The sequence below is a fragment of the Bacillus silvicola genome (assembly GCF_050524305.1).
In the GTDB taxonomy this organism is placed as follows: Bacteria; Bacillota; Bacilli; order Bacillales; family Bacillaceae_G; genus Bacillus_A; species Bacillus_A cereus_AT.
Genome location: NZ_JBNGVC010000013.1, coordinates 794,078 through 817,766, shown reverse-complemented (window position 1 = coordinate 817,766; position 23,689 = coordinate 794,078). Strand labels below are relative to the sequence as shown.

Below are 23,689 nucleotides of genomic sequence, written 5' to 3'. Positions count from 1 at the left end.
GTGGCTAATATAATCAGCTATGTAAATGAAATTAAAACAGCTTTGTACGGGAAAGATGTCCGTGGATCATTGGCAGATGGGTTACATGCTGTGAATAAGGAAACGGAATCAACAACTGCAGTATCAAATGAGACAAAACAAAGGCAAAATATTTTAGAAACAAGATGGGACAACGTGCTTGCAGGAACTACAAATGGGTCGGAAGTAATTGATTCTCGATATAGTTCCTTGTTAGCACTTAAATTCCCGTTATTAGGCGCACGTTTAGAGTTTATTGAAAAAGATTTAAAAGAAAGAAGTGTAAATGTATCGTGGTTCGGGTTAAAAGGTGATGGAAGTGATGAAACGGTAAGACTTCAAGAAGCAGCAGACTTCGCAAAAAGAAATAAACTAGGAATATTTATTCCTAAAAATATGTTGATTGCTGTTTACGATACGGTGGACTTTAGTGATATTCTCGATGTTTCTTTAGAAGGAACAATTAAGTCTTTTGTAGATCATAAACCAGCAATTCTCATTGGTGGACATAGTTCGAAAACAGAAGCAATTCAGGCGTATATTGCGAGGGTAATAAAAGGAAACACGCTTAATTCTGATGATGTTGGTGTTAAGATTATCGGAGTTAAAAATGCAAAAATAACCATCATGTACGATTTCAATACTCAGTTGTATGCGAATGCAAAAATAGAAGGAATCACTTCTATTTCCTATAGTGATTTCACATTCGGGAAAGTAGATGTACTTGATTTATATGGTGAAGATCAAGATTCTTGGATTACCGATTGCAATTTTTACGGTGGGCGATATAAAGAAATTAAAATTGGAAACCCTTCAGGAACCGGATATGCACATAACAATAATATCTTTTACAAACCTTGTGTGGAACACGGTGTTATTCGTATTTACTCAGGTAATCGAAATATCTTTAATGATGTGAGAACAGAGGGCGAAACAAAATTTTATTTTCACAAAAAAACTCGTGGAAATGTTATTTATGACAACTACGTTCCGAATCCACAATTTGCAAAAGGTGCGGGTGTAGTAGAAAAAGATGATGGTTTCGAAAATTTTGTAATGAGTAGAATCGAACAAAGTTACTATCGTATTCCTATTTTCACTTTAGATGAAGATACATTTTTTCGGCATGGCCAATGTGAACAAAAAATACCAGACAATGAATCACTAACAAAACAAAAGAACGGATACCAAATGCTTTCATGGCGTGAATTTTTCAATCAGACACTTGAAACTCAATATGTTCATAGGATTGGTTATATCACAGATGGAAGTTATTTCAGACCGGAAGTCGCAGCGTATGACAAGTCGGGAAATCTTTTGAATGAATCAGATTCCATATATGCTTCCGGATCTATTTGGGATAGCGAAGATAAGAAACAAAAATTCTTGAATAATATAGGGAGTACGGAATTTGCAGTTACTTCAGCGAACGCATCAACATTTAGATTGATTTTAAAACCAGGAACAGTGTTAGATAGCGATCGATTCAAACGTATTACGATATATATTGAAGTTCGCCGTGAACATATTCACTATGCAACCACGATTAAAAATAAGTTACGTAATTTACAATTTTTAAAGCGAGATAGACCGCCTACTTTGGGTACATGGGAGGCAGGGGATAAAATAGAAAAATTCCCTCCTGTAGCCGGAAAAGAAGAAGGTTGGAAATGTATTGTGGACGGAACGCCAGGTGTATGGAAATCTTATGGTCAAATATCAATTTAAAAAATGAGGAGTGTTTTTATGGGTGTAAAATTAAATAAGACATTAGATATTGGATTAGATGTTGAAGGCGCTTATGGACGAATTGATAGTATTTATGGTTCAAAGCTAGGTTTAAACTTCACACTAAATTATTATGTTTCACGAGAAGCGTTTCTAGCAGGAAAACCGTATTTGGAACAAGATACACATCATTTCGTACCAAGTGTGCTTATCGGTTCTCAAAACTTTATCAAGCAAGCGTATTTATATACCAATACATTAGATGAATTTAAAGGGGCAATCGCTGTATTTGAAGAAGGACAAGCGTAGAATATAAACAAAATTACCCTATATATTTTTTAGAACTTCACTTTTAGGACACCGTTAATACACAATAGCGAGATATTATATGGTAACTAACTTATAAAAAAATAATAGGAGAGTCATTATGGAAAAAGACGTTAATTTCTTTGTAGGGTTATTATGGGGTGGCTTGTTTTCAATTGTTTTATGGATAGCATTTTTTCAATTAGTAGTTTTATTATAAAAAGAAATTAAAAATGAACAAAATACGGCTTTTACAACAAAACGGAGCGTGCTTATAGCAGGCTTTTTTATTTTTAGAAAAGGAGTGAAAAGATGGATCGTATTGATGTATTAATGAAAACATTTGTATTCGCATTCGGAGGCTTTTGCGGATATTTTTTGGGAGGATGGGATATGACGTTGCAGGTCTTAGTCACAATGGCAATTATCGATTACGCTACAGGAATGATTGCCGCCGCTATACTTGGAGAATTAAAAAGTAAAGTTGGTTTCAAAGGCATCGCCAAAAAGGTGGTGCTTTTTCTTTTGGTTGGAGTGGCAACTCAGTTAGATACAGCACTTGGAAGTAATAGTGCCATTCGTGAAGCGACAATCTTTTTCTTTATTGGAAATGAGTTGCTATCACTGTTAGAAAACGCTGGTCGTATGGGAATCCCTTTACCTTCAGCATTAACGAATGCAGTTGAAATTTTAGGTGGTAAACAAAAACAAGAAGATAAAAAGGGAGATGTTCAATAATGGAAATCAGAAAAAAATTAGTTGCCCCAAGTAAATATGGTACAAAGTGTCCGTATACAATGAATCCAGAATTTATCACAGTTCATAATACGTATAATGATGCTACAGCAGAAAATGAAGTATCTTATATGATTCGCAATGATAACCAAGTATCGTTTCATATTGCGGTAGATGATAAAGAAGCTGTACAAGGAATTCCTTTAGAGCGTAATGCTTGGCATTGCGGTGATGGTGGTGGTAACGGAAATCGTAAATCTATTGGAGTTGAAATCTGTTACTCTTTAAGTGGTGGAGATCGATATTATAAAGCGGAAGATAATGCAGCTATCATCGTAGCTCAACTAATGAAACAGTACAATATTCCAATTAGTAAAGTTCGCACACATCAATCATGGAGTGGAAAGTATTGTCCTCATCGTATGTTAGCAGAAGGACGTTGGGATAGCTTTATTGAAAGAGTTCAAAATGCACATAACGGTGGAGGTAATAATGTACCTCCAACACCTATTCCACCTTCAGCTAGTGGGACAGGTGTTGCATATATTGAGGGGAATAATGTTAACCTTCGTAAAGGACCTGGTACTGGATACGGGGTGATTCGTCAATTAGGGAAAGGAGAATGCTACCAAGTATGGGGTGAGTCAAATGGGTGGCTAAACTTAGGTGGCGATCAGTGGGTATATAATGATTCATCATATATTCGTTATACAGGAGAAAATGCACCAGCACCTTCTAAACCTTCAATTGATGGCATTGGTGTAGTGACTATTACAGCTGATGTATTACGCGTTCGTATTGGTCCAGGAACTAACTATGGTGTCGTAAAAAATGTGTACCAAAGTGAAAGATATCAGTCTTGGGGATATAGAGACGGTTGGTATAATGTTGGCGGTGACCAATGGGTTTCTGGTGAATATGTGAAGTTTGAAAAATAAAACATATTACTATACAAAAGAATAGTTTGATTAAAAATTAAAGCCGTCCTATTGGGCGGCTTTTTTTCGTTTATAGTTCGTAAGTACCATTTCTAATTGAAAGAGATAATTCTATATGCTCATCTTCAGAAAGATTATGATATTTTTTCAATCCCTCCTGAACATCATTCAGCTCTTCTTGTGTTCTAATTTCATTTGGATCAAACCCCTTATTAGGGATAATATATTTTTCAAGTACGTATTTTAACTGCCGGTCTTGCAATTTATTTTCTTGTTCTTTATACATTACAATCTTCTCCTTTTATTAAAAATCAGATATCTTTCTAACTTGTTTTTCCTTCTTCCTAAAATTCCTCTTATATTGTTTGAATTCCTGTTTATCCACATAAAACTTCTCACCTGTAGCTACATTCTTTACTAATCGTGTTTTCATGAAAAAGAATTTTGTATAATAGTAAACTAAAAATGCCAATAAAGAAAAAGTAAAGGTGGGAATGAATAGGATAACCGCAACAACAATTAACGCTGTATCCAGAGAAGAATATATTGGCTTTAACACTAAACGTTTCCCAGCTGCAGCTTGAGCTTGTTCTAATTGTTGCATACGTTGTAGCGATGCTACAGTATCATAACTCATGAAATAACCTCCTTGAAGTAATAAGTAAATCATACCAATTTTACGTAATAACTGTAAATGTTACATGTCCGTTAATTCATTGTTAAAATAAAAAAGTGAATCCACTCAAATATGAGAAGACCCACTTTTCATTTTGACCACTGACCACAAAAACGACCACACACTTAAAATAAAATAAATACATTCCACACGCATAAATGACAATTTCTTTCGTTTCTCTTGCGATAGAATGCAAAAGGATAATATAAACAACACTAAGTGATATGATATACTTTATACTACTCATGTGGAGTGTGTGGCTTGGCTTAAGTTGGTATAATAGAAAAGCAGTTGATATAGAAAAAATCTATACCACCTGCTTTTTGGTTTATAAAAATACCATTCAGCAATGATTTTAGTTAAAATAAATATTGCTGATTTTCACAAATTATAAATTGAGAGTTTGAAGTTGTATTCATAGTGAGAGGATTTGAATTTGAAATGATAGATAATTTTTGGCGTGATTTACCACGACCATTTTTCGTACTTGCACCAATGGAAGATGTGACAGACGTTGTTTTCCGTCACGTAGTAAGTGAAGCTGGTCGTCCAGACGTATTCTTCACAGAGTTTACAAACTCGGATAGCTATTGCCATCCAGAAGGTATGAAAAGTGTACGTGGCCGTTTAATTTTTACAGAAGATGAACAGCCAATAGTGGCACATATTTGGGGAGATAATCCTGAATATTTCCGCCAAATGAGTATTGGTATGGCAGAGCTAGGATTTAAAGGTATCGATATTAATATGGGCTGCCCTGTACCGAATGTAGCATCAAGAGGAAAAGGTAGTGGCCTTATTCTACGTCCAGACGTTGCGGCAGAACTTATCCAAGCAGCAAAAGCGGGCGGGCTACCTGTCAGCGTAAAAACACGACTTGGCTTTAAAGAGTTAAGTGAGTGGGAAGATTGGTTAACGCACATTTTAAAACAAGATATTGCGAACCTTTCTATTCACTTACGTACAAGAGAAGAAATGAGCCAAGTAGACGCGCACTGGGAACTAATTCCGGAAATTAAAAAATTACGTGACCGCATTGCACCAAATACGCTAATAACAATCAACGGAGACATTCCTGATCGTCAAACCGGAATGGAACTTGCTGAAAAATACGGTATTGATGGAGTTATGATCGGACGAGGTATCTTCAAAAATCCGTTTGCTTTTGAAAAAGAGCCAAGAGAGCATAGCAGTAAAGAACACCTTGATCTTTTAAGACTGCAGCTTGATCTTCAAGATCAATATGCAGAAGTACTGCCACGTTCAATCACGGGGCTTCATCGCTTTTTCAAAATTTATGTAAAAGGCTTCCCTGGAGCTGCTGAACTAAGAAATCAATTGATGAGTACGAAATCGACGGATGAAGTGCGTGCTTTGTTGGATAAGTTTGAGGATAGTGTTGATAAGGATGGAGATAGTGAAACATTGTAACTTTTGAAAGTTAGAGGGATGGGGTATAGCGATTTAATTAGTGTTTGTTTCATTTTAATTAAGGTGAACCGTATCATAAGTAAGTGATGTATTCTATGTAAAACAAGGGTAAGAAAAGAATACAGGAGAAAATGGCTGGTCTTGATTTTCACTGATATTATCATGTTTATTTTATCCCGCTATTTGCCGGGTAGTAAAACTCCCACCTCAAAATTCAGCTAGTGCAAAGAAGTTAGGTGGGAGTCGTGCTGCCCGTAAAAGCCCGATTGGTGCGGGCTGATTAAAGTTTCACTTTATTATGCCTATAATTGGAGGCCATGTGAATGTTAAGTGATCAGGCGAGATATTCTAGGCTCGCGAATATAACAAAAATAATAAATACAAAATTAGAACTACGTGAAGTATTGCAACGTGTAACAATGGCGATATCGGAGGAGATTGTTAAGTGCAACGCTGTTGGAATTTATTTACCAAAGGAAGATGGAACATTTAGAGGGTTTGCAGGAAAACCAGAGACAATAAATGGCGTAATGCTCGATACTCAGGTAATTGATCCTGAAATAGACTTACTGGCAAAAGAAGTTATTGAAACAAAAAAAACCATTTATATCCCTGATACATCAAAGGATCATCGGCCGGATCCGAGACCAGTTGCTGCGTTCAAAATTAAGTCCTTATTAGCTCTGCCTATCTCATTTGGGCAAGAGTTATTTGGGCTGGTTTTTTTATTTGATTATGGAGTTCCAATGAACTTAACAAATTCAGAAATTCAAAGTGTTGAAGCTTATGTAAATATGGCTGCGGTCGCAATTCAAAACGCAAATAATTTAACACAAAAGGAAAACCTTATTGCCGAGAAGCAGCTGTTACTAAATGTTACCCGTGATTTATCAATGTGTTCCTCGGTACAGGAAAGTTTTGATAAATGTTTTCTTTACTTAGGACAGATTTTAGAGAGTAAAAACATGGCTGCCCACCTTTTAGACCCGCTAGACAAAACAATGATTAAAACAACGAAGTTAAGCAAGGACTGTGATTGGACAGAAGCAGATTGGATGGAGAAAAGCTATGAAGCCAAGATCCAAGAGGTTATTCAAACGAAAAATATAGATAGTAAGGGTCAACTGATGATTCCATTGGTTTCAATGGGAGAAGTATTAGGGGTAATCGTCGTTGGCAAAGAGGGAAAAGCTCACAATTATGATAATTCCCAAATGCAACTGGCAAAATCTATCGTTGATGCCACAGCTCCTACGTTTTCAAACTTGTTATATATGGATCGACTTGAAAGCATGGTGGAAGAGCGAACGAGAGAACTAGCTGTTGCTAATGAAAAAGTTACAAGTGTGATTGAAAGTATTACGGATGGATTCTTTACTTTGAATAATACATGGGAATTTACGTACGTAAATAAGCATCAATATTTTCCACAAAGAAAAACAGCAAAAGATGTATTAGGCAAGAATATATGGGTGATTTTCCCGAGTAGCGTTGACGAAGTTATGTATAAGGAACTTCATCGTGCAATGTCAGAGCGAACTACAGTTTGTTTCGAATTTTTTTCTACCTCTGATGAATATTGGCACGAAGTTATTGCATACCCGTATGATGATGGTATTTGTTGTATTTTTAAAAACATAACGGAAAAAAAGCAATATGAGCAGGAATTGAAAAGGTTATCGAACATAGATTTAATAGGGCAAATGGCAGCAGGCATCAGCCATGAGATTAGAAATCCAATGACAACAGTACGAGGTTTTTTGCAGTTATTAAAAGAAGAGCCTACCTATGAGAAACATAATAAGCACTTTAATTTAATGATTGAAGAACTTGACCGTGCCAATTCTATTATTACTGAATTTCTCTCAATGGGTAATACAAGGAAATCGGATTTGCAGATGTTAGATTTAAATGCAATTATCCACGATATTATTCCATTAATAAAGATTGATACGTATAATCAAAATAAATATATTCAAGTCGGTACAAATGACATTCCGGAATTACTTTTAAATCGTAATGAGATACGGCAATTATTAATAAACCTATACCGTAATGGCTTAGAAGCGATGGACACAGGGAAAGTTCTAACCATTAGCACTTACAAGGAAGGTCAAAATTGTGTGGTGCTTGCAGTGCGGGATCAAGGAAAAGGTATCAGGCCTGAAGTATTACAGAAACTGGGTACTCCATTTTACACGACCAAAGATAATGGAACTGGATTGGGGTTAGGTGTATGTTATGCCATTGCTGCCCGTCATAATGCAAAAATAGAAATTCAAACAGGATCGGAAGGCACTACCTTTTTTGTTAAATTTAATTATGCAAATAATGAATAATAACTTCATTTAGATTAGTTACGGTGAACCGTACCGCAAATAAAAAGTAAAACCTAAGTAAACATAATCAATATATTTCACCTGAATTTTGCGTAACATTCATGTTTGAGTTGCCCACTAAATTAGAGTTGCATAAAAAGAAATGGACTAACCTATATCAGGTTAGTCCATTTTCAAGTGTGTAATTAATAGTAAATCCCCATCCGTAATTTCGTACGATTATCCCATCGCCAACTAAAATACCTTTTACCGTATTTGATTTTAATTCTTCTTTATATAGTTTGATATCTTTTATAAGCGCGAATTCTTCGACCACATAATATGCGGTTATATAGAGCTTGTTATGTATTGTTTTATGAAAGGATAGAAAATCTCCCTTTTGTACTTTTAAGTATCAGATCCTGACTTTCCATATGTATATTCTGTTAGCATTGGGTCCTCATGTCCGAAGTTTCGTTCAGCATCCTTATAACCAATTAGATAATTCAATATTGATTCCCTCCCATATTAACTCTAGTAGCATTATAATTCGATTGGGTTTAAATGGATAATTCAAAGTGCCTAAACAACATATGTTGGTGTTTTAAAATCATCCCCAAAAGTATTAATCCACCCATGACTACAAAACCTCCCCCTAAAATGTTAAAGTAGTAACTTAACGACATTCATTTACACATGCTAAAAGCATTACTATAATCAACATTTCAGGAGGCAAAACAATGGCAATGAGCAACAACGATATATTAAAAAGAGTAAGATATGCTTTAGATATAAAAGATATAGATATGGTGGAAATCTTTAAACTTGGCGGGATGGAAGTAACGAAAGAAGACGTAGTTGATATGCTTACAAAAATAAAGAGAGCGCCGCAACATGAAGCTGAAAATGACGATGTAATCGAAGATGAGTACGTACTAACATGCGATATGATGATGTTAGAGGCATTTTTAAATGGATTTATTACTTTAAAAAGAGGAAAGCAAGATCCGACACCAGGGCAACCGGCTCCTGCACAGAGCAAGGAGAGTGCCAATAACCTTCTTTTAAAGAAAATGAAAATTGCACTTTCATTAACGAGTGAAGATGTACTTGATATATTAGATAGCGTAGGCGTTACGGTAACAAAAGGAGAGTTAGGCGCTCTGTTAAGAAAAAAAGGCCATAAAAATTACAAAGAGTGCGGCGATAGATACGCAAGGAATTTCATTAAGGGATTAGGCGTAAAGTATAGAGGATAATAAGTTCGTTAAAACGGTAAATGATATAATAGGTAGAGTAGGAAGTTTGTATCCTACTCTTTTTTATTTGTAAAAATAATACACTAGGTGATGAAATGGTACATACATATTTAGGTGAGACAATTAATTTTCATATAACTTATAAGAAGAAAAAGTCCGTGCGTCTTTTTGTAGATTCTTACGGAAATGTTGAGGTGCAAGCTCCAAAAGGTACGCCTGTTGAATACTTAGTCCAGTTGTTAGAGGAGAAATGGGATTGGATTCAGAAAACACGTAAGGAAATGCAGGAGCGAGCGCTTGGGCCACAAGAAAAGGATTATGATCAAGGGGAGGGCTTTCTGTATTTAGGCAACACGTATCCGATACAGATTTCCCAAGATGCAAGTATTATGCAAGACAATGCGATTTTTGAAGGGGATAAGTTACATATTTATGTGAAAGAGCTTAAGGACGAGAAAATCCAACAAGCTTTAAAACGATTTTACTATAAGCAGTGCAAGGCGTTAGTAGAGAAGAGTATTAAAGCACATCAAAATAACTTTAAAACAAAACCGCGTTCTATTCGTATTACAGATAGTAGCCGTACGTGGGGAACTTGTGATTCGAACTTGCAGTTAACGTTTAATTGGAAGCTAGCAATGGCACCACAGCAGGTAATTGACTATGTAGTTGTTCATGAAATGTGTCATATGGTCCATTTAAATCATGATCGATCTTTTTGGCGTCTTGTCGGGAAGATAATGCCTGATTATAAGGAAATGGAAAACTGGTTAGCGTTATCGAGTTGGAAGATGACGGTTTAGTAATGGGGATTATATAGGTTGCGATTATTGTCAATCTTTGTCGGTAAGTCGATATATTTCAAAAATCGCTGATATATTTGAAGTTGTGGTCGATCTATTCAAAAAATCGCTCGTATAATTTCATTTACCAAGGTACAGTTCATCAAAAGAGAAGAGGATGTCGCCATTCAAATTTTTGAATAGGTGACATCCTTTTCTTTTTGTATATAAATTATCGTCCAAACTTCACAACGAAATCTCCATCCACTTTCTCCATCTCATATCCACGATACCCCTCCGAAAGTAACGCTTGCTTTTCACTAACATCACTCATCGGAATATCTTTAATATCCGTCCAATTTCTTTCTTTATCCTCACGCAATTCCTTCACAAAAACATACCGCATACTACCGCCATACTTCTCCTTCAGCGCAGCAATTTCCATCCCTTGCGCAAATTTATCCTTTAAACTAGGAATGTTAAAAGGTGCAACGGTGCAGCAAACGTAATCGTATTTGCCATCTTCTTTTTGTAACTTGTCCATGATGACGTTTGCTAATATTTTTTGCATCCCATTTCCTCGGCAGTTCGGATGAACGTTTGAGATTTCTTGATAGATGACGCGGTGTAGTTCACTTTCTGATAGGCCAATATCAAGTCCTAAATGTTCGTCGTCGATAGGAGGGACGAGTAGGGCACGAAATGCGATGAGTTCGTTTTCGATAAAAGCACCGATCATCATGCCGTTTCCTTCTAGAATGTATTGAAATTCTTCTTGTGAAAGTGGTTGTAAACGACCTTTATCTTCTAATGCTTCAACTATAACGTTTTGTAATGATAAAATTTGTTCCATATGTTCTAAAGATAGTAATGTAACGTGAAATGGATCGTTATTTTGTTTTAATGTTCCTTCGTATAGAACTGTCATGTGTTAGTCCTCCTTTAGCGTACAACGTCTTGAAAGACGGTTAGTTCTTGTAATGTATCTTCATTTATTTCAATGCCTAGTCCCGGCTTTTCGTTTAAGCGAATGAATGGTACGTCGTAATGTAAGTTTCCGATATCCTTCGTGAATTTTAACGGACCTGTAAGTTCAACACTTGTAATGATTTTTTTTGAGAAAGCGACGTGGAAACCAGCGGAAGAGGCAACGGATGATTCGACCATTGATCCAACTTGGCATTCAATTCCTGCCATTTCTGCTTGATGAGCGAGTTTTACTGCTGGATATATGCCGCCGCATTTCATCAGTTTTATATTTACTTTATCAGCTGCGTCTAATTTAATAATTTGGCGCATTTCACGAGAACCTTTTAATCCTTCATCAATCATAAGTGGAAGGTCTGCTTTAGAACGAATATGAGCCATTGCGTCAATATCGTCTGCGACCACAGGTTGTTCAATCCAATCGATGTTTAAATGTCCTAATGAACGAAGTGCTGTTAATGTGTTTGCGCTATTTTTCCAGCCTTGGTTTACATCGACGCGAATCGCGATATCATCCCCTACACGTTCACGTACAGCTTCAATTCGTTTTACATCTTCTTTTACATTTGTACCGACTTTCATTTTGAAAGATTGGTAACCTTTCTGAATCATAGAGGCAGCTTCCTCAGCCATGTCTTCAGGATTGGCGATACTTAAAACGTGAGTGACAGGGAACTCTTCATGATAGCGCCCGCCAATTAATTGATATACAGGTTGATTTAATTTTTTGCCCATTATATCAAAACAAGCGATATCAATTGCAGCTTTCGCTGTTGGAACACCGTAAATTGTATTGTCCATCATATCGTGTATTTTTTCGATATTCATTGGATTTTGTCCGATAAGAGTAGGAGCTAGCGTATGTTTTAAAGTATGGAAAGTACTTTCCCATGATTCGCCTGTAACGTGATCATCAGCAACACCTTCACCGTAACCGATAATGCCTTCGTCTGTTTCCATTTTGACGATAATAGAAGGCATATCAGAATAAGAACCATAACTAATAACAAACGGATTGCGAAGTGGTAAACGAATTGCGTAAAGATGAATAGCTGTAATTTTCATTGAATAAAGACCCCTTCCTGTTTACAATAGTTTTGTACATTTGATATAGTTGACGTTAAATAGTCGTTAATTAATAATAAGGAGTTAGAGAAAATGATGATAAAAATTGCAGTTGTCGGTTCAAAAGAGTTTATAAAGAATCTTTTACCTATTGCGCATAAACTAGAAGAAATAGAAATTGATCCATATATTTACCTTCATCCGGCAGAATCTTCTGAACTATTAAAGCGTTTAAAGCCTTGCGATGTCATCTTTTTCTCAGGTGCTTTACCTTATTATATGGCAAAAGAAATAAGAGAACAATTACGAATTCCAAGTACGTACTTGCAGCAAGACGAGACAACTGTCGCATCTTCACTTCTTTCTGTCATGTACCATCAAAGTATTCAGCCACATAAAATTTCAATCGATTTAGTAGACCGCTCGTTTATTACGAATGTGTTCCATGATATCGGTATAAAAGAAAGTCCACAAGTGTTGGATTATGAAAATATGCTGTGGAGTAAAGATGAAATAAATAGAGTCATTGATTTTCATGTAGCTAAATATCAATCTGGAGCAGCTCATTTAGCTTTAACTAGTATTCACGCTGTCTACGACGAACTTCAAAAAATAGGTGTTCCTTCAGAGCGTATGATAGATCCGACACAATCAATTATACAAGGGTTAAAAGGTGCAAAAATAAAAGCTGAGTTAGCAAAAAGCCATTCAGCTACTGTTGGTGCTTGTATTATATCCTTTATAGAGTTACAAGAAAGCTCGCTTGAACAATTAAATGTGATTTCGAAAGAATTACGTGGTTCATTTAAACAAGTTGACGAAATGACATTTATTTTGTATACAACTCGTGGTGATATTGAATCGAGTATAAAAACAAATATGATAGCTCGTTTATTTACGAATATAGAAGGAGCGGTATCTATTGGATTTGGTTACGGAAAAACAGTAAATGAAGCGGAACAAAATGCAAAAATCGCTAAAGGTTTCGCAAAGAATAATCCGATAGAACGCTGTTTTTATATACTAACAAGTGATAAAAAATTATTTGGTCCGTTCCCGAAAGAGCAGAGAGTACAAAGTTTGAAAAATGATAACCCTGAATTAATGAAAATAGCGAAGGAAACGAAGCTTAGTCCTGCAAACTTGTCAAAAATTATTCAATTTAGTCAATCACATCCGTCATTGAAGTTTACAGCGGCAGATCTTTCTGAATACTTACAAGTGACTCGGCGATCAACAGAAAGGTTATTAAAGAAACTAGTTGATTATGGGTATGCTCATATTTGCGGCGAGGAAATGCCCTATCAACAAGGACGTCCTCGCGCAATATATGAGCTGAATTTACCGATGTATTCGTTTCAAAAATTTTAAGCTTCTAGTTGAGCTTTCTGTTTTTTCAGTAGTTCTGCTTTTTCAATGTCTGATAGTTTCGTAATTGTGAGACCCGTTATACCGTAAATGATTGAGATAATAGGTACGATGAAATTCAATATAGCATAAGGAGCATATTCGAATGCGCCAACTCCAAGTGTTGCGAGTATAAATACACCACATGTATTCCAAGGTACGAAAACAGAAGTTAATGTTCCACCATCTTCTAATGCTCTGGATAAGTTTTTAGAATGTAGTCCTTTTTCTGTGTATGCATTTGCATACATTCTTGAAGGAACAACAATCGAAATATATTGTTCAGAGCAAGTAAGGTTTGTTGCAAAGCAAGATGCGATAGTAGAAGCGATAAGTCCTTTTGCTGATGTCGCTAATTTCAAAATTTGATTTACAATTGCACGGAGAATACCAGTATGTTCTAGTACTCCGCCGAACGTCATAGCGACAATGGTCATAGAAACTGTGTTCATCATCGAATCCAAGCCACCGCGGTTAAATAGTTCGTCTACTAGCTTGTTTCCAGTGTCTATGACAAATCCATTTTGGAGTGCGCCGACAGCTGATGAGACAGAACCACCTTGAATAAAGACTTGTGATAAAAATCCTAAAATAATACCGACGAGAATAGCTGGTATAGCAGGAACCTTTTTAGCGACCAATACCATAACGACTACGGGTATGATTAATAGGAAAGGCGAGATAACAAAGTTTTGTTGCAATACTTGTAATGTTTGATCGATGCTTTTTGCATCAATATTGTTATCGCCGAAGTTTCTTCCTAAGAAAGCATAAACGATAAGAGTAATAATTAAACCTGGAATTGTAGTAAATAACATATGACGAATATGTGTGAATAAATCTGTATTTGTTAATCCTGCGGCTAAGTTTGTCGTGTCTGAAAGCGGTGACATTTTATCGCCGAAATAAGAACCGGAAATTATAGCACCGGCAACCATTGGAGCTGGAATTCCCATACTTAGACCAATTCCCATTCCTGCAACACCAATTGTCCCCATTGTAGACCAAGAGCTACCAATAGCTAATGCAACAATAGAACAAATAATTGTAATTGAAACTAAAAATAGTGATGGAGTTAAAAGATTTAAACCGTAATAAATCATTGTTGCGACGATTCCGCCGCCAATCCAAGCACCGATCGTTAAACCTACAAGAATAATGATAACGATAGCGGGTAATGCGAGGCGAATTCCTTTATACATTGCTTCTTCAATGTCGTTCCATTTATAACCGTAACGCCAGGCAACGATAGAAGCAACGGTTGTACCGATAATAAGTGGGACGTGAGGGCTTTGTTTTAATACAACAATTGTAACCATCATAACTGCAACTGTAACGATAACAGGGATCATTGCTACGCCAAAAGGTATTTCTTTTTTCATAAACTGCCTCCTCATTATGCATGTTTGTATTTTTAGAATTGTCGCAAAATAGACGTTATTAAATTATAATAACTAAAAACTGATATGAGCGTCAATAAAAAACAGAAAATAAGGAATGTTCTATCGTTATGAAGTGAGTGGAAATAAGTTGTCGATCGTATTTAAAAATAAACAATTGACTTTTTTCTTAAAATTCAATATGTTCATAAAAACATCTGTTTTTCATAAGTATAATTAACCTGAATGGTTTTGGAATTTGGGAAGGAGAATGTAGCTTTGAAAACATTAGAACTACAAGAGCGTTTAACTGAAATTTTTCAGCATTTACATGAAAACCCTGAAGTGAGTTGGAAAGAGTATGAAACGACAGCGTATATTACTAACTTTTTAAAAGAAGAAGGAATTTCATATAAAATATTTGATGATTGCCCAGGCGTGATTGCTGAAATCGGAAGCGGGAATCCAGTTATTGCGATTCGTGCCGATATGGATGCACTTTGGCAAGAAGTGGACGGAGAGTTTAAAGCGAATCATTCATGTGGTCACGATGCTCATATGACAATTGTGATGGGGCTTATTTTACAATTGAAAAATATGAGATGGGATAGCGGTACTGTTAGATTTATTTTTCAGCCGGCAGAGGAAAAAGGAAATGGTTCTTTAAAGATGGTAGAGAAGGGTGCTGTGGATGATGCGGATTTCCTATTCGGTGTTCATTTAAGGCCGATTGAAGAACTGCCTTTGAAACAAGCCGCCCCATCTATTCGTCACGGAGCAGCAGGATTTTTAGAAGGGGTGATTCACGGAGATGATGCACATGGGGCACGCCCGCATCAAGGGATAAATGCAATTGATGTCATCACGATGATTAATATTGGATTGAAAAATATATGGCTACCACCGCAGACGTCGTATTCTGTTAAGATGACGAGATGTCAAGCTGGTGGTGATAATCTAAATATTATTCCAGGTAACGGCCATTTTAGTTTAGATGTAAGAGCAGAAAATAACATATTACTAAATGAATTAAAGCAAAAAATAGAGCAAGTAATTCAGTCAGCTGAATCAATGGGATCTAAACTTTCTTATGAGTGGATTGATCTTGCACCAGGAGCTGAAGTGTCAGAAGAAGCTGAGCGCTTTATGCGTAAAGGTATTCTTGAAGTGTATGGGGAAGAGGGATGTACTGGACCACTGTATACGACAGGAAGCGATGATTTCCATTACTACACAGTGAAGAGACCACATTTAAAAGCTGTCATGCTTGGACTAGGGGCAAACCTACAACCTGGATTACACCATCCGTATATGAAGTTTGATCATTCTTGCATAATGGATGGAGTAGAAATATTGAAACAAACTGTATTGAAAGTATTAGAAAACAGGGGCTAGAAAGCTCCTGTTTTTTTGTAGGAATTTGTCGTTAAGTCAATATATTCGATTTTGCGACGATATAATTTCACGTACCAATCAATTTGATAAAAATGAGCATTCAGTACGTGGTGTATAATAATAGTAATATTTCTTAATGGGAGCAAACGAATGAACGAACAATATTACGATGCTGTATTAAATATAAAAACTGTCGGTGAGCAAAAAGGGTTTAATAAGTCTATGCATTATCACCGTTATGAACCGACGCCATATAGCGGATTAGATGAGTTACTGAATCAATATGAAATAAAAAGTAGCGATCGAGTTGTAGACTTTGGGTGCGGAAAAGGACGATTAAACTTTTACATGCACCATAAGTGTGGTGCTTCGGCCGTTGGGATTGAAATGAATGAAGAGTTTTATAAAGAAGCAATGGATAATCTAGAGCGCTATGCACGAAAGGTAAGAAACAGTAAGGATAAAATTGGGTTTGAATGTTGTTTAGCGCAGGAATATGAGATTGATCCACGTGATAATCGGTTTTATTTCTTCAATCCATTTTCTGTACAAGTATTTATGAACGTAGTAAATAATATTTTACTTTCGGTAGAAGAGGCGGAGAGAGAAGTCGATATTATTTTATACTATCCTTCTGAAGATTATATTTTCTTCTTAGAGAATCAGACAGCGTTTGAGCTGAAGAGGGAAGTAAGGTTGCCTGGGGCTTATGAGAAGAATGGGAATGAGAGGTTTTTAGTTTATAGATTGGAGTGTTAATGTATGGGGGCTTGGGGAGTAGCGATATTGTCAGATAATATTGCTAAAGATATTCAGTTAATTTATAAGGATTTGTTAGGAAACGAATATTCGAATGAAGAAGCAAGTAGGCTTGTAATTGAGGCATACCAGACTGAACTAGATGATGAAGAGATTATTGTTTTTTGGCTAGCATTTGCTTGCATACAATGGAAGTTAGGAAGACTTCAAGAGAATGTTAAACATGAGGCATTGCAAATAATAGAGAGCGGTGCAGATTTAGCCCGCTGGGAAGATGAACCTACATTACAGAGAAAACGTGAAGTAGTGTTAAATAAACTAAGAGAGCAGTTACATTCTCCGCAGCCACAAGCTAAAAAAGTACCGAAGAGATTTATAGCGAATACTTCTTTAAAAGCAGGTGATGCTGTTAGTTACGAATTAGTATCGGGGAATTATATTATTCTGAAAGTCATTGAGATTATTGAGGAATGGTATGGGGATCGATATCCTCTATTTGAAATATGTGATTGGGAAGGGAAAGAGATTCCTTCAAAAGAACAAATTGAACAATTAGACTTAAAGAAAAGGATTTATGAAGATGGAAAGCAGGAAATAATGAAGCTAGCTATTTATCCTTCAGGAAAAAGAGATAACTCAGCCGAAAGAATACAAGTAGTAGCAGAAGATGTAAATATAGTATTGGATATAGAACCACCGTATGCTTTAATATGTTGGAAGGAATTTGACGACCATTTGCATACAATGTAATAAAAAAGAGGCGCTACCTATTGGTAGCGCCTCTTTTACTCATGTCTATATAATTAGTTACGGATTAAGTAATCAAATGCGCCTAAAGCTGCGTTTGCACCTGAACCCATAGAGATGATGATTTGTTTGTACGGATTATTTGTACAGTCACCTGCAGCAAACACTCCTGGTACGTTTGTAGCGCCGTGCTTGTCTGTTACGATTTCACCGCGAGCGCGTTCAACTGTTTCGCCTAACCAGTCTGTGTTTGGCACAAGACCGATTTGTACGAATACACCTTGTAATTCAACGTGATGAACTTCTTCAGTTTCACGATCGATGTAAGAAATACCGTTTACTTTATCAGTACCAGTGATTTCTTTCGTTTGAACGTTTTTCAGAACAGTTACGTTTGGTAAGCTGTTAAGACGCTCTTGTAATACAGCATCAGCTTTTAATTCTGGCATGAATTCAAGAACAGTTACGTGCTTAACAATACCTGCTAAGTCGATAGCTGCTTCAATACCAGAGTTACCTCCGCCGATAACTGCTACGTCTTTTCCGATGAATAATGGACCGTCACAGTGTGGGCAGTATGCTACACCTTTATTTTTGAACTCAGCTTCACCTGGTACGCCAACGTTACGCCAGCGAGCACCTGTAGAAACGATTACGCTCTTACTTTTCAGAATAGCGCCGTTTTCAAGTTCCACTTCAATAAGTTCTTTTTTCTCTAAACGTTTTGCACGTTGTAGATTCATTACATCGATGTCGTATTCTTTAACGTGCTCTTCAAGACTTGCTACTAGCTTAGGTCCTTCAGTGCGTTTTACGCTGATGAAGTTCTCAATGCCCATAGTATCCATTACTTGACCACCGAAGCGCTCAGCAACGATACCAGTGCGGATGCCTTTACGTGCTGCATAAATTGCTGCACTTGCACCAGCAGGGCCGCCACCAACAACAAGAACATCGTATGGATCTTTATCAGAAAGCTCTGATGCATCTGGACCGTTACCCATTTTAGCTAAAATTTCTTCAAGTGTCATACGACCGCTTCCGAAAGATTCGCCGTTTAGGAAAACTGTTGGTACTGCCATGATGTCTTTACTTTCTACTTCCTCTTTGAATGCAGCGCCATCAATCATAGTATGTGTAATACCAGAGTTTAGAACGCTCATTACGTTAAGAGCTTGTACAACATCAGGACAGTTATGACAACTTAGGCTGATATAAGACTCAAAATGATATTCGCCTTGAATGTTTTTAATTTGATCGATTAATTTTTGTTCAACTTTTGGAGCGCGTCCACTTACTTGTAGTAAAGCTAACACTAATGAAGTAAATTCGTGTCCTAATGGAATACCAGCGAATACGACACCAGTGTCTTCACCAGGGCGGTTTACGCTAAAGCTTGGTGTTCTCTCTAATTCAACTTTTTCTACTGTAATCTTAGATGACATAGTAGCTAATTCGTCTACTAGAGCTAACATATCTTTAGATACGTCGTCGTCTCCAGCGCTTACTTTAAGTAAAATATCGTTCTCCATTAACTGAAGGTATTGGGATAGTTGTGTTTTTATATCTGCATCTAGTATCATTTTGATCGAACTCCTTAGATTTTGCCTACAAGGTCAAGGCTTGGTTTAAGTGTTGCAGAACCCTCTTGCCATTTAGCTGGGCAAACTTCACCTGGGTTGTTACGTACGTATTGAGCAGCTTTAATTTTGTTAACAAGGATGCTTGCGTCACGGCCGATACCGTCAGCATTGATTTCCATAGATTGGATAACGCCGTCTGGATCGATGATGAATGTACCACGAGCAGCAAGACCTTCTTCTTCCATTAAAACGTTGAAGTTTGTAGTGATTGTGCGAGTTGGGTCACCAATCATAATGTATTCGATTTTGCCGATAGTTTCTGAGCTATCATGCCATGCTTTGTGAGTGAAGTGAGTGTCTGTAGATACAGAGTATACTTCAACGCCTAAATCTTTTAGAGTTGCATATTGGTTTTGTAAGTCTTCAAGTTCAGTTGGACAAACGAATGTGAAGTCTGCTGGGTAGAAACAAACTACGCTCCATTTTCCTTTTAAACTTTCGTCAGTAACTTGGATAAATTCTCCATTATGGTAAGCATTAGCTTTAAACGGTTTTACTTCTGTGCCGATTAATAACATATTAAAATTCCTCCTAAAGGTTGGTTTTGAGCATCGGAAATTAGTTTGCTCATAAAATATATTTTTTAATTAACTATAATAATTCTAATTCGATATTAATTATCATATAGAAGTGGTTATTTTGTCAAGAGAATAAACCAACTTTATACCAATTTAATTAATATTTATTCTCAATTAAGGCTGCTAGGGAATTAAAAGGTAATTTTTAAGTCATAAATTTTCAATGAGTGTTTGAAAGAGTAGTGTGTATGTTAGAGATATGGTGTAAGTATAAATTCTTAGGAAGGAAATATTTCTTAGAAGTTGTAGATTTGAAAAGGAACTGCTTACTTCTATTTTACAAAGAATTGTGCAATAAATAAAACAAAATGTATCGGAATCTTTGTGAACAATTATTGTCATCATAAATATATATAATAAGAAGTATATTGCAATGAGAAATAGAAACATTGACGCTCATTTCTAACAAGATATAATAAAAGCGAGATATGTATTGCAATAGAGAAGATATAGTATAGATTGAAAAAATTTCAGTCTATTATTTTTTTATGGATTTTAGAAAACGTTTACATTTAGTATGGAGGGGAAACCATGTCTAAGTTCACGAAGTATTTTTTAATGGAAGCTAAAGATGTGATTGCATATGTGCAAGAGAAATTACCTAAGTTCGAACATGCAAAGGGGCTAAAGTGTAAAGAAATAGGCGATGGTAATTTAAATTATGTATTCCGCGTTTGGGATGAACAGAAGAGCATTTCTGTCATTGTAAAACAAGCTGGGGATACAGCGCGTATTTCAGATGAGTTTAAGTTGTCGACGAATCGAATTCGTATAGAATCAGATGTTTTGCGACTAGAAGGAGAGTTAGCATCAGGACTCGTGCCAAATGTATATTTGTTTGATAGTGTGATGAATTGTTGCGTGATGGAAGATTTATCAGATCACACAATATTGCGTACAGCACTCATAAATCATCAAATGTTTCCGAGGCTTGCTGATGATTTAACTACTTTTATGGTAAACACTCTTCTATTAACATCAGATGTTGTAATGAATCATAAAGAGAAGAAGGAACTCGTGAAGAATTATATAAATCCTGAGTTATGTGAGATTACAGAGGACCTCGTATATTCAGAGCCGTTTACAAATCATAATAAACGCAACGAATTGTTTCAATTAAACGAAGGATGGATTAGAGAGCATATTTATATTGATAAAGAGCTTCGTATGGAAGTAGCAAAACTTAAGTTTTCTTTTATGACGAATGCACAAGCGCTGCTTCACGGTGATTTACATACTGGTTCTGTTTTTGTAAAAAGTGATTCTACAAAGGTTATTGATCCGGAGTTTGCTTTTTATGGACCTATGGGATATGACGTTGGGAATGTAATGGCGAATTTAATATTTGCATGGGTGAATGCAGATGCAGTGATGCAATTTGGTATGGAGAAAGATACATATATGAACTGGCTAGAATCTACCATGATAGATGTAATTGAGTTATTTAAGAAGAAGTTCTTAGATGCTTGGGATATTCATGTGACAGAGGTTATGGCGAAGGAAGAAGGATTTAACCAAGTTTATTTACAATTTGTATTAGAGGATACAGCTGCAGTGACGGGTCTTGAGTTAATTCGCCGTATTGTCGGTCTAGCGAAGGTAAAGGATATTACTTGTATTGAGAATGATGCAGCGCGTGCTAGAGCGGAGCGAATTTGTCTTCAGGCAGCGAAGAAGTTTATTTTACAAGCGAATCGATATAAAACAGGTAGCAGCTTTGTAGAAACGTTAAGAAAACAAATGCATAGTGCGCAGTAAGGGGAGAAGATGATGGCAGAGCAATTAATACCAATTCAGTGGAAAGATGATGCTTTAGTGTTGTTGGATCAAACGGTATTGCCGAACGAAGTAGTCTATGAATCTTTTAAAACGGCTGAGGGTGTTTGGGATGCGATTCAAGTAATGAAAGTACGAGGAGCTCCGGCAATAGGGGTTTCAGCAGCCTATGGTGTGTATTTAGGGGTAAAGGAAGTTGCTGAAAGTTCGGCGGAAGAATTCATAGAAGAAGTAAAAAAGGTATGTGCATATTTAGCAACATCAAGACCGACGGCAGTAAATTTATTTTGGGCACTTGAAAGAATGGAAAGTGTAGCGAAAGAGAATGCTCACTTATCAAATGCGCAGTTGAAAGATAGATTATTAGAAGAAGCAAAAGAGATTCATAGAGAAGATGAAGCAATTAACCGTCAAATTGGAGAACACGCATTAACATTATTCCGTGATGGCATGGGAGTATTAACGCATTGTAATGCAGGGGCGTTAGCAACGACGAAGTACGGTACTGCGACAGCTCCAATGTACTTAGCGAAAGAAAAAGGATGGGACTTAAAAATCTATTCGGATGAAACACGCCCTAGATTACAAGGTTCAACGTTAACAGCATTAGAACTACAGCGAGCGGGAATCGATGTAACGGTCATTACAGATAATATGGCAGCAATGGTCATGTCACAAGGGAAAATTGATGCGGTAATAGTTGGATGTGACCGCGTAGCAGCAAACGGTGATGTAGCAAATAAAATTGGAACATTAGGCGTATCTATTTTAGCTAAATACTACAACATTCCGTTTTATGTAGCAGCACCAACGCCGACAATTGATTTGAAAACATCGACAGGAAAAGAAATTCCAATTGAAGAAAGAGATGCTTCTGAAGTGATCAATCGTTTCGGACAATATTCTGCTCCGAAAGAAAGTAAAGTATATAATCCGGCATTTGATGTTACGCCATATGAAAATGTAACAGCGATTATTACGGAAAAAGGGATTGTGGAAGCACCGTTTACGGAGAACTTAAAAAAGCTATTTTAGTAAGTAGATATATAGTCAGTCATCATAAGCTTCATACTTAGGGGGATGTATATGTTATTACAAAACGAAAGAGAAGAAATTGTAGCGTATGGAAAGAAAATGATCTCTAGTGGTTTAACAAAGGGGACTGGGGGTAATATTAGTATTTTTAATCGTGAACAAGGGCTTGTTGCAATTAGCCCAAGCGGTTTAGATTATTATGAAACGAAGCCTGAAGATGTAGTTATATTGAATTTAGATGGTGAAGTGATAGAAGGAGAGAGAAGACCATCAAGCGAGCTCGATATGCACCTTATTTATTATAGAAATCGTGAAGATATAAATGCGCTTGTGCACACACATTCTCCTTATGCGAAGACAATTGCATCATTAGGATGGGAACTTCCTGCTGTGTCATATTTAATTGCTTTTGCAGGTCCGAATGTTCGCTGTGCACCGTATGAAACATTTGGTACGAAGCAATTAGCAGAGGCAGCTTTTGAAGGAATGATTGATCGTCGTGCAGTATTACTTGCGAATCATGGTTTAATGGCTGGTGCAAATAATATAAAAATGGCGTTTACTATTGCAGAAGAAATTGAGTTTTGTGCTCAAATTTATTATCAAACGAAAAGCGTCGGCGAACCAAAGCTACTGCCAGAAGACGAGATGGAGAATTTGGCGAAGAAGTTTGAAGGGTATGGGCAGCAGTAAAATGAAAACACCCTCAAGAAAAAATCTTGAGGGT

General features: G+C 36.5%; 22 protein-coding genes. 15 read left to right on the top strand and 7 right to left on the bottom strand.

The window, feature by feature from the left end:
• The 4 genes from ACP6L7_RS26245 (at position 1) to ACP6L7_RS26230 (ending at position 3,725) form a co-directional block, all read left to right on the top strand.
• The gene (locus ACP6L7_RS26245) at positions 1-1,746 is read left to right on the top strand and encodes a hypothetical protein (protein WP_430529494.1); all 1,746 of its coding nucleotides are present in this window, start codon (positions 1-3) and stop codon (positions 1,744-1,746) included.
• 18 nt (positions 1,747-1,764) lie between these two features.
• Positions 1,765-2,055: a hypothetical protein gene (locus ACP6L7_RS26240; protein WP_430529493.1), complete on the top strand. Its 291-nt coding sequence runs from the start codon at positions 1,765-1,767 to the stop codon at positions 2,053-2,055.
• A gap of 309 nt (positions 2,056-2,364) precedes the next feature.
• On the top strand, positions 2,365-2,790 hold the full coding sequence (locus ACP6L7_RS26235; protein ID WP_430529492.1) for a phage holin family protein: 426 nt from the start codon (positions 2,365-2,367) through the stop codon (positions 2,788-2,790).
• A complete protein-coding gene (locus tag ACP6L7_RS26230) occupies positions 2,790-3,725 on the top strand; it encodes an N-acetylmuramoyl-L-alanine amidase (RefSeq protein WP_430529491.1) in 936 nt (311 codons plus the stop codon). The genes ACP6L7_RS26235 and ACP6L7_RS26230 overlap by 1 nt, the downstream gene beginning before the upstream one ends.
• A 70-nt stretch (positions 3,726-3,795) precedes the next feature.
• On the opposite strand, the gene ACP6L7_RS26225 is transcribed toward ACP6L7_RS26230, so the two are convergent.
• Both ACP6L7_RS26225 and ACP6L7_RS26220 read right to left on the bottom strand, forming a co-directional pair.
• Positions 3,796-4,011: a hypothetical protein gene (locus ACP6L7_RS26225; RefSeq protein WP_430529490.1), complete on the bottom strand. Its 216-nt coding sequence runs from the start codon at positions 4,009-4,011 to the stop codon at positions 3,796-3,798.
• An 18-nt stretch (positions 4,012-4,029) separates the two neighbouring features.
• Entirely contained in the window at positions 4,030-4,362 is a 333-nt protein-coding gene (locus tag ACP6L7_RS26220) for a hypothetical protein (protein WP_430529489.1), read from the bottom strand.
• A gap of 480 nt (positions 4,363-4,842) precedes the next feature.
• Here ACP6L7_RS26220 and ACP6L7_RS26215 point away from each other — a divergent pair, with 480 nt between their 5' ends.
• The 4 genes from ACP6L7_RS26215 (at position 4,843) to ACP6L7_RS26200 (ending at position 10,212) form a co-directional block, all read left to right on the top strand.
• A complete protein-coding gene (locus tag ACP6L7_RS26215; protein WP_097828983.1) occupies positions 4,843-5,832 on the top strand; it encodes a tRNA dihydrouridine synthase in 990 nt (329 codons plus the stop codon).
• Between the two features lie 323 nt (positions 5,833-6,155).
• On the top strand, positions 6,156-8,171 hold the full coding sequence (locus ACP6L7_RS26210; RefSeq protein ID WP_097828982.1) for a GAF domain-containing sensor histidine kinase: 2,016 nt from the start codon (positions 6,156-6,158) through the stop codon (positions 8,169-8,171).
• Positions 8,172-8,890: 719 nt separating this feature from the next.
• Positions 8,891-9,409 (top strand): YehS family protein, encoded by a 519-nt coding sequence (locus tag ACP6L7_RS26205; protein WP_097828981.1) that lies wholly within the window; start codon positions 8,891-8,893, stop codon positions 9,407-9,409.
• A gap of 95 nt (positions 9,410-9,504) precedes the next feature.
• Positions 9,505-10,212: a M48 family metallopeptidase gene (locus ACP6L7_RS26200; protein WP_097828980.1), complete on the top strand. Its 708-nt coding sequence runs from the start codon at positions 9,505-9,507 to the stop codon at positions 10,210-10,212.
• A gap of 211 nt (positions 10,213-10,423) precedes the next feature.
• On the opposite strand, the gene ACP6L7_RS26195 is transcribed toward ACP6L7_RS26200, so the two are convergent.
• Together ACP6L7_RS26195 and ACP6L7_RS26190 are read right to left on the bottom strand one after the other, a co-directional pair.
• Entirely contained in the window at positions 10,424-11,119 is a 696-nt protein-coding gene (locus tag ACP6L7_RS26195; protein ID WP_097828979.1) for an N-acetyltransferase, read from the bottom strand.
• A 14-nt stretch (positions 11,120-11,133) separates the two neighbouring features.
• Entirely contained in the window at positions 11,134-12,243 is a 1,110-nt protein-coding gene (locus tag ACP6L7_RS26190; protein WP_097828978.1) for a mandelate racemase/muconate lactonizing enzyme family protein, read from the bottom strand.
• 93 nt (positions 12,244-12,336) lie between these two features.
• Between ACP6L7_RS26190 and ACP6L7_RS26185 the strand changes: the two genes are divergently transcribed.
• Positions 12,337-13,614, top strand: a complete 1,278-nt coding sequence (locus ACP6L7_RS26185; protein WP_097828977.1) for a transcriptional regulator — start codon at positions 12,337-12,339, stop codon at positions 13,612-13,614.
• Here the strand turns inward: ACP6L7_RS26185 and nhaC are convergent.
• Positions 13,611-15,032, bottom strand: coding sequence for a Na+/H+ antiporter NhaC (gene nhaC, locus ACP6L7_RS26180; RefSeq protein WP_097828976.1), 1,422 nt, complete (start codon positions 15,030-15,032; stop codon positions 13,611-13,613). The two genes, ACP6L7_RS26185 and nhaC, sit on opposite strands and share 4 nt — an antisense overlap.
• A 276-nt stretch (positions 15,033-15,308) precedes the next feature.
• Between nhaC and ACP6L7_RS26175 the strand changes: the two genes are divergently transcribed.
• The 3 genes from ACP6L7_RS26175 to ACP6L7_RS26165 all read left to right on the top strand — a co-directional run bounded on the left by ACP6L7_RS26175 (position 15,309) and on the right by ACP6L7_RS26165 (position 17,933).
• Positions 15,309-16,424: a M20 peptidase aminoacylase family protein gene (locus tag ACP6L7_RS26175; protein ID WP_070140683.1), complete on the top strand. Its 1,116-nt coding sequence runs from the start codon at positions 15,309-15,311 to the stop codon at positions 16,422-16,424.
• Between the two features lie 150 nt (positions 16,425-16,574).
• Complete coding sequence (locus ACP6L7_RS26170) at positions 16,575-17,183, top strand: SAM-dependent methyltransferase (RefSeq protein ID WP_097828975.1); 609 nt, start codon at positions 16,575-16,577, stop codon at positions 17,181-17,183.
• 3 nt (positions 17,184-17,186) lie between these two features.
• A complete protein-coding gene (locus tag ACP6L7_RS26165; protein ID WP_097828974.1) occupies positions 17,187-17,933 on the top strand; it encodes a hypothetical protein in 747 nt (248 codons plus the stop codon).
• A gap of 53 nt (positions 17,934-17,986) precedes the next feature.
• Here ACP6L7_RS26165 and ahpF read toward each other — a convergent pair whose 3' ends face one another.
• Both ahpF and ahpC read right to left on the bottom strand, forming a co-directional pair.
• Complete coding sequence (gene ahpF, locus ACP6L7_RS26160; RefSeq protein ID WP_000599491.1) at positions 17,987-19,513, bottom strand: alkyl hydroperoxide reductase subunit F; 1,527 nt, start codon at positions 19,511-19,513, stop codon at positions 17,987-17,989.
• 14 nt (positions 19,514-19,527) lie between these two features.
• Entirely contained in the window at positions 19,528-20,091 is a 564-nt protein-coding gene (gene ahpC, locus ACP6L7_RS26155; RefSeq protein ID WP_000924420.1) for an alkyl hydroperoxide reductase subunit C, read from the bottom strand.
• Between the two features lie 591 nt (positions 20,092-20,682).
• On the opposite strand from ahpC, the gene mtnK reads away from it, so the two are divergent.
• The 3 genes from mtnK to ACP6L7_RS26140 are packed head-to-tail and all read left to right on the top strand — an operon-like array spanning position 20,683 to position 23,655.
• Positions 20,683-21,909: an S-methyl-5-thioribose kinase gene (gene mtnK, locus ACP6L7_RS26150; RefSeq protein ID WP_097828973.1), complete on the top strand. Its 1,227-nt coding sequence runs from the start codon at positions 20,683-20,685 to the stop codon at positions 21,907-21,909.
• Positions 21,910-21,921: 12 nt separating this feature from the next.
• On the top strand, positions 21,922-22,962 hold the full coding sequence (gene mtnA, locus ACP6L7_RS26145) for an S-methyl-5-thioribose-1-phosphate isomerase (protein WP_141533369.1): 1,041 nt from the start codon (positions 21,922-21,924) through the stop codon (positions 22,960-22,962).
• A 51-nt stretch (positions 22,963-23,013) separates the two neighbouring features.
• Positions 23,014-23,655 carry an L-fuculose-phosphate aldolase gene (locus tag ACP6L7_RS26140; protein ID WP_097828971.1) on the top strand — a complete coding sequence of 214 codons (642 nt, stop codon included), beginning with the start codon at positions 23,014-23,016 and terminating at the stop codon, positions 23,653-23,655.
• Positions 23,656-23,689 lie beyond the last annotated feature (34 nt).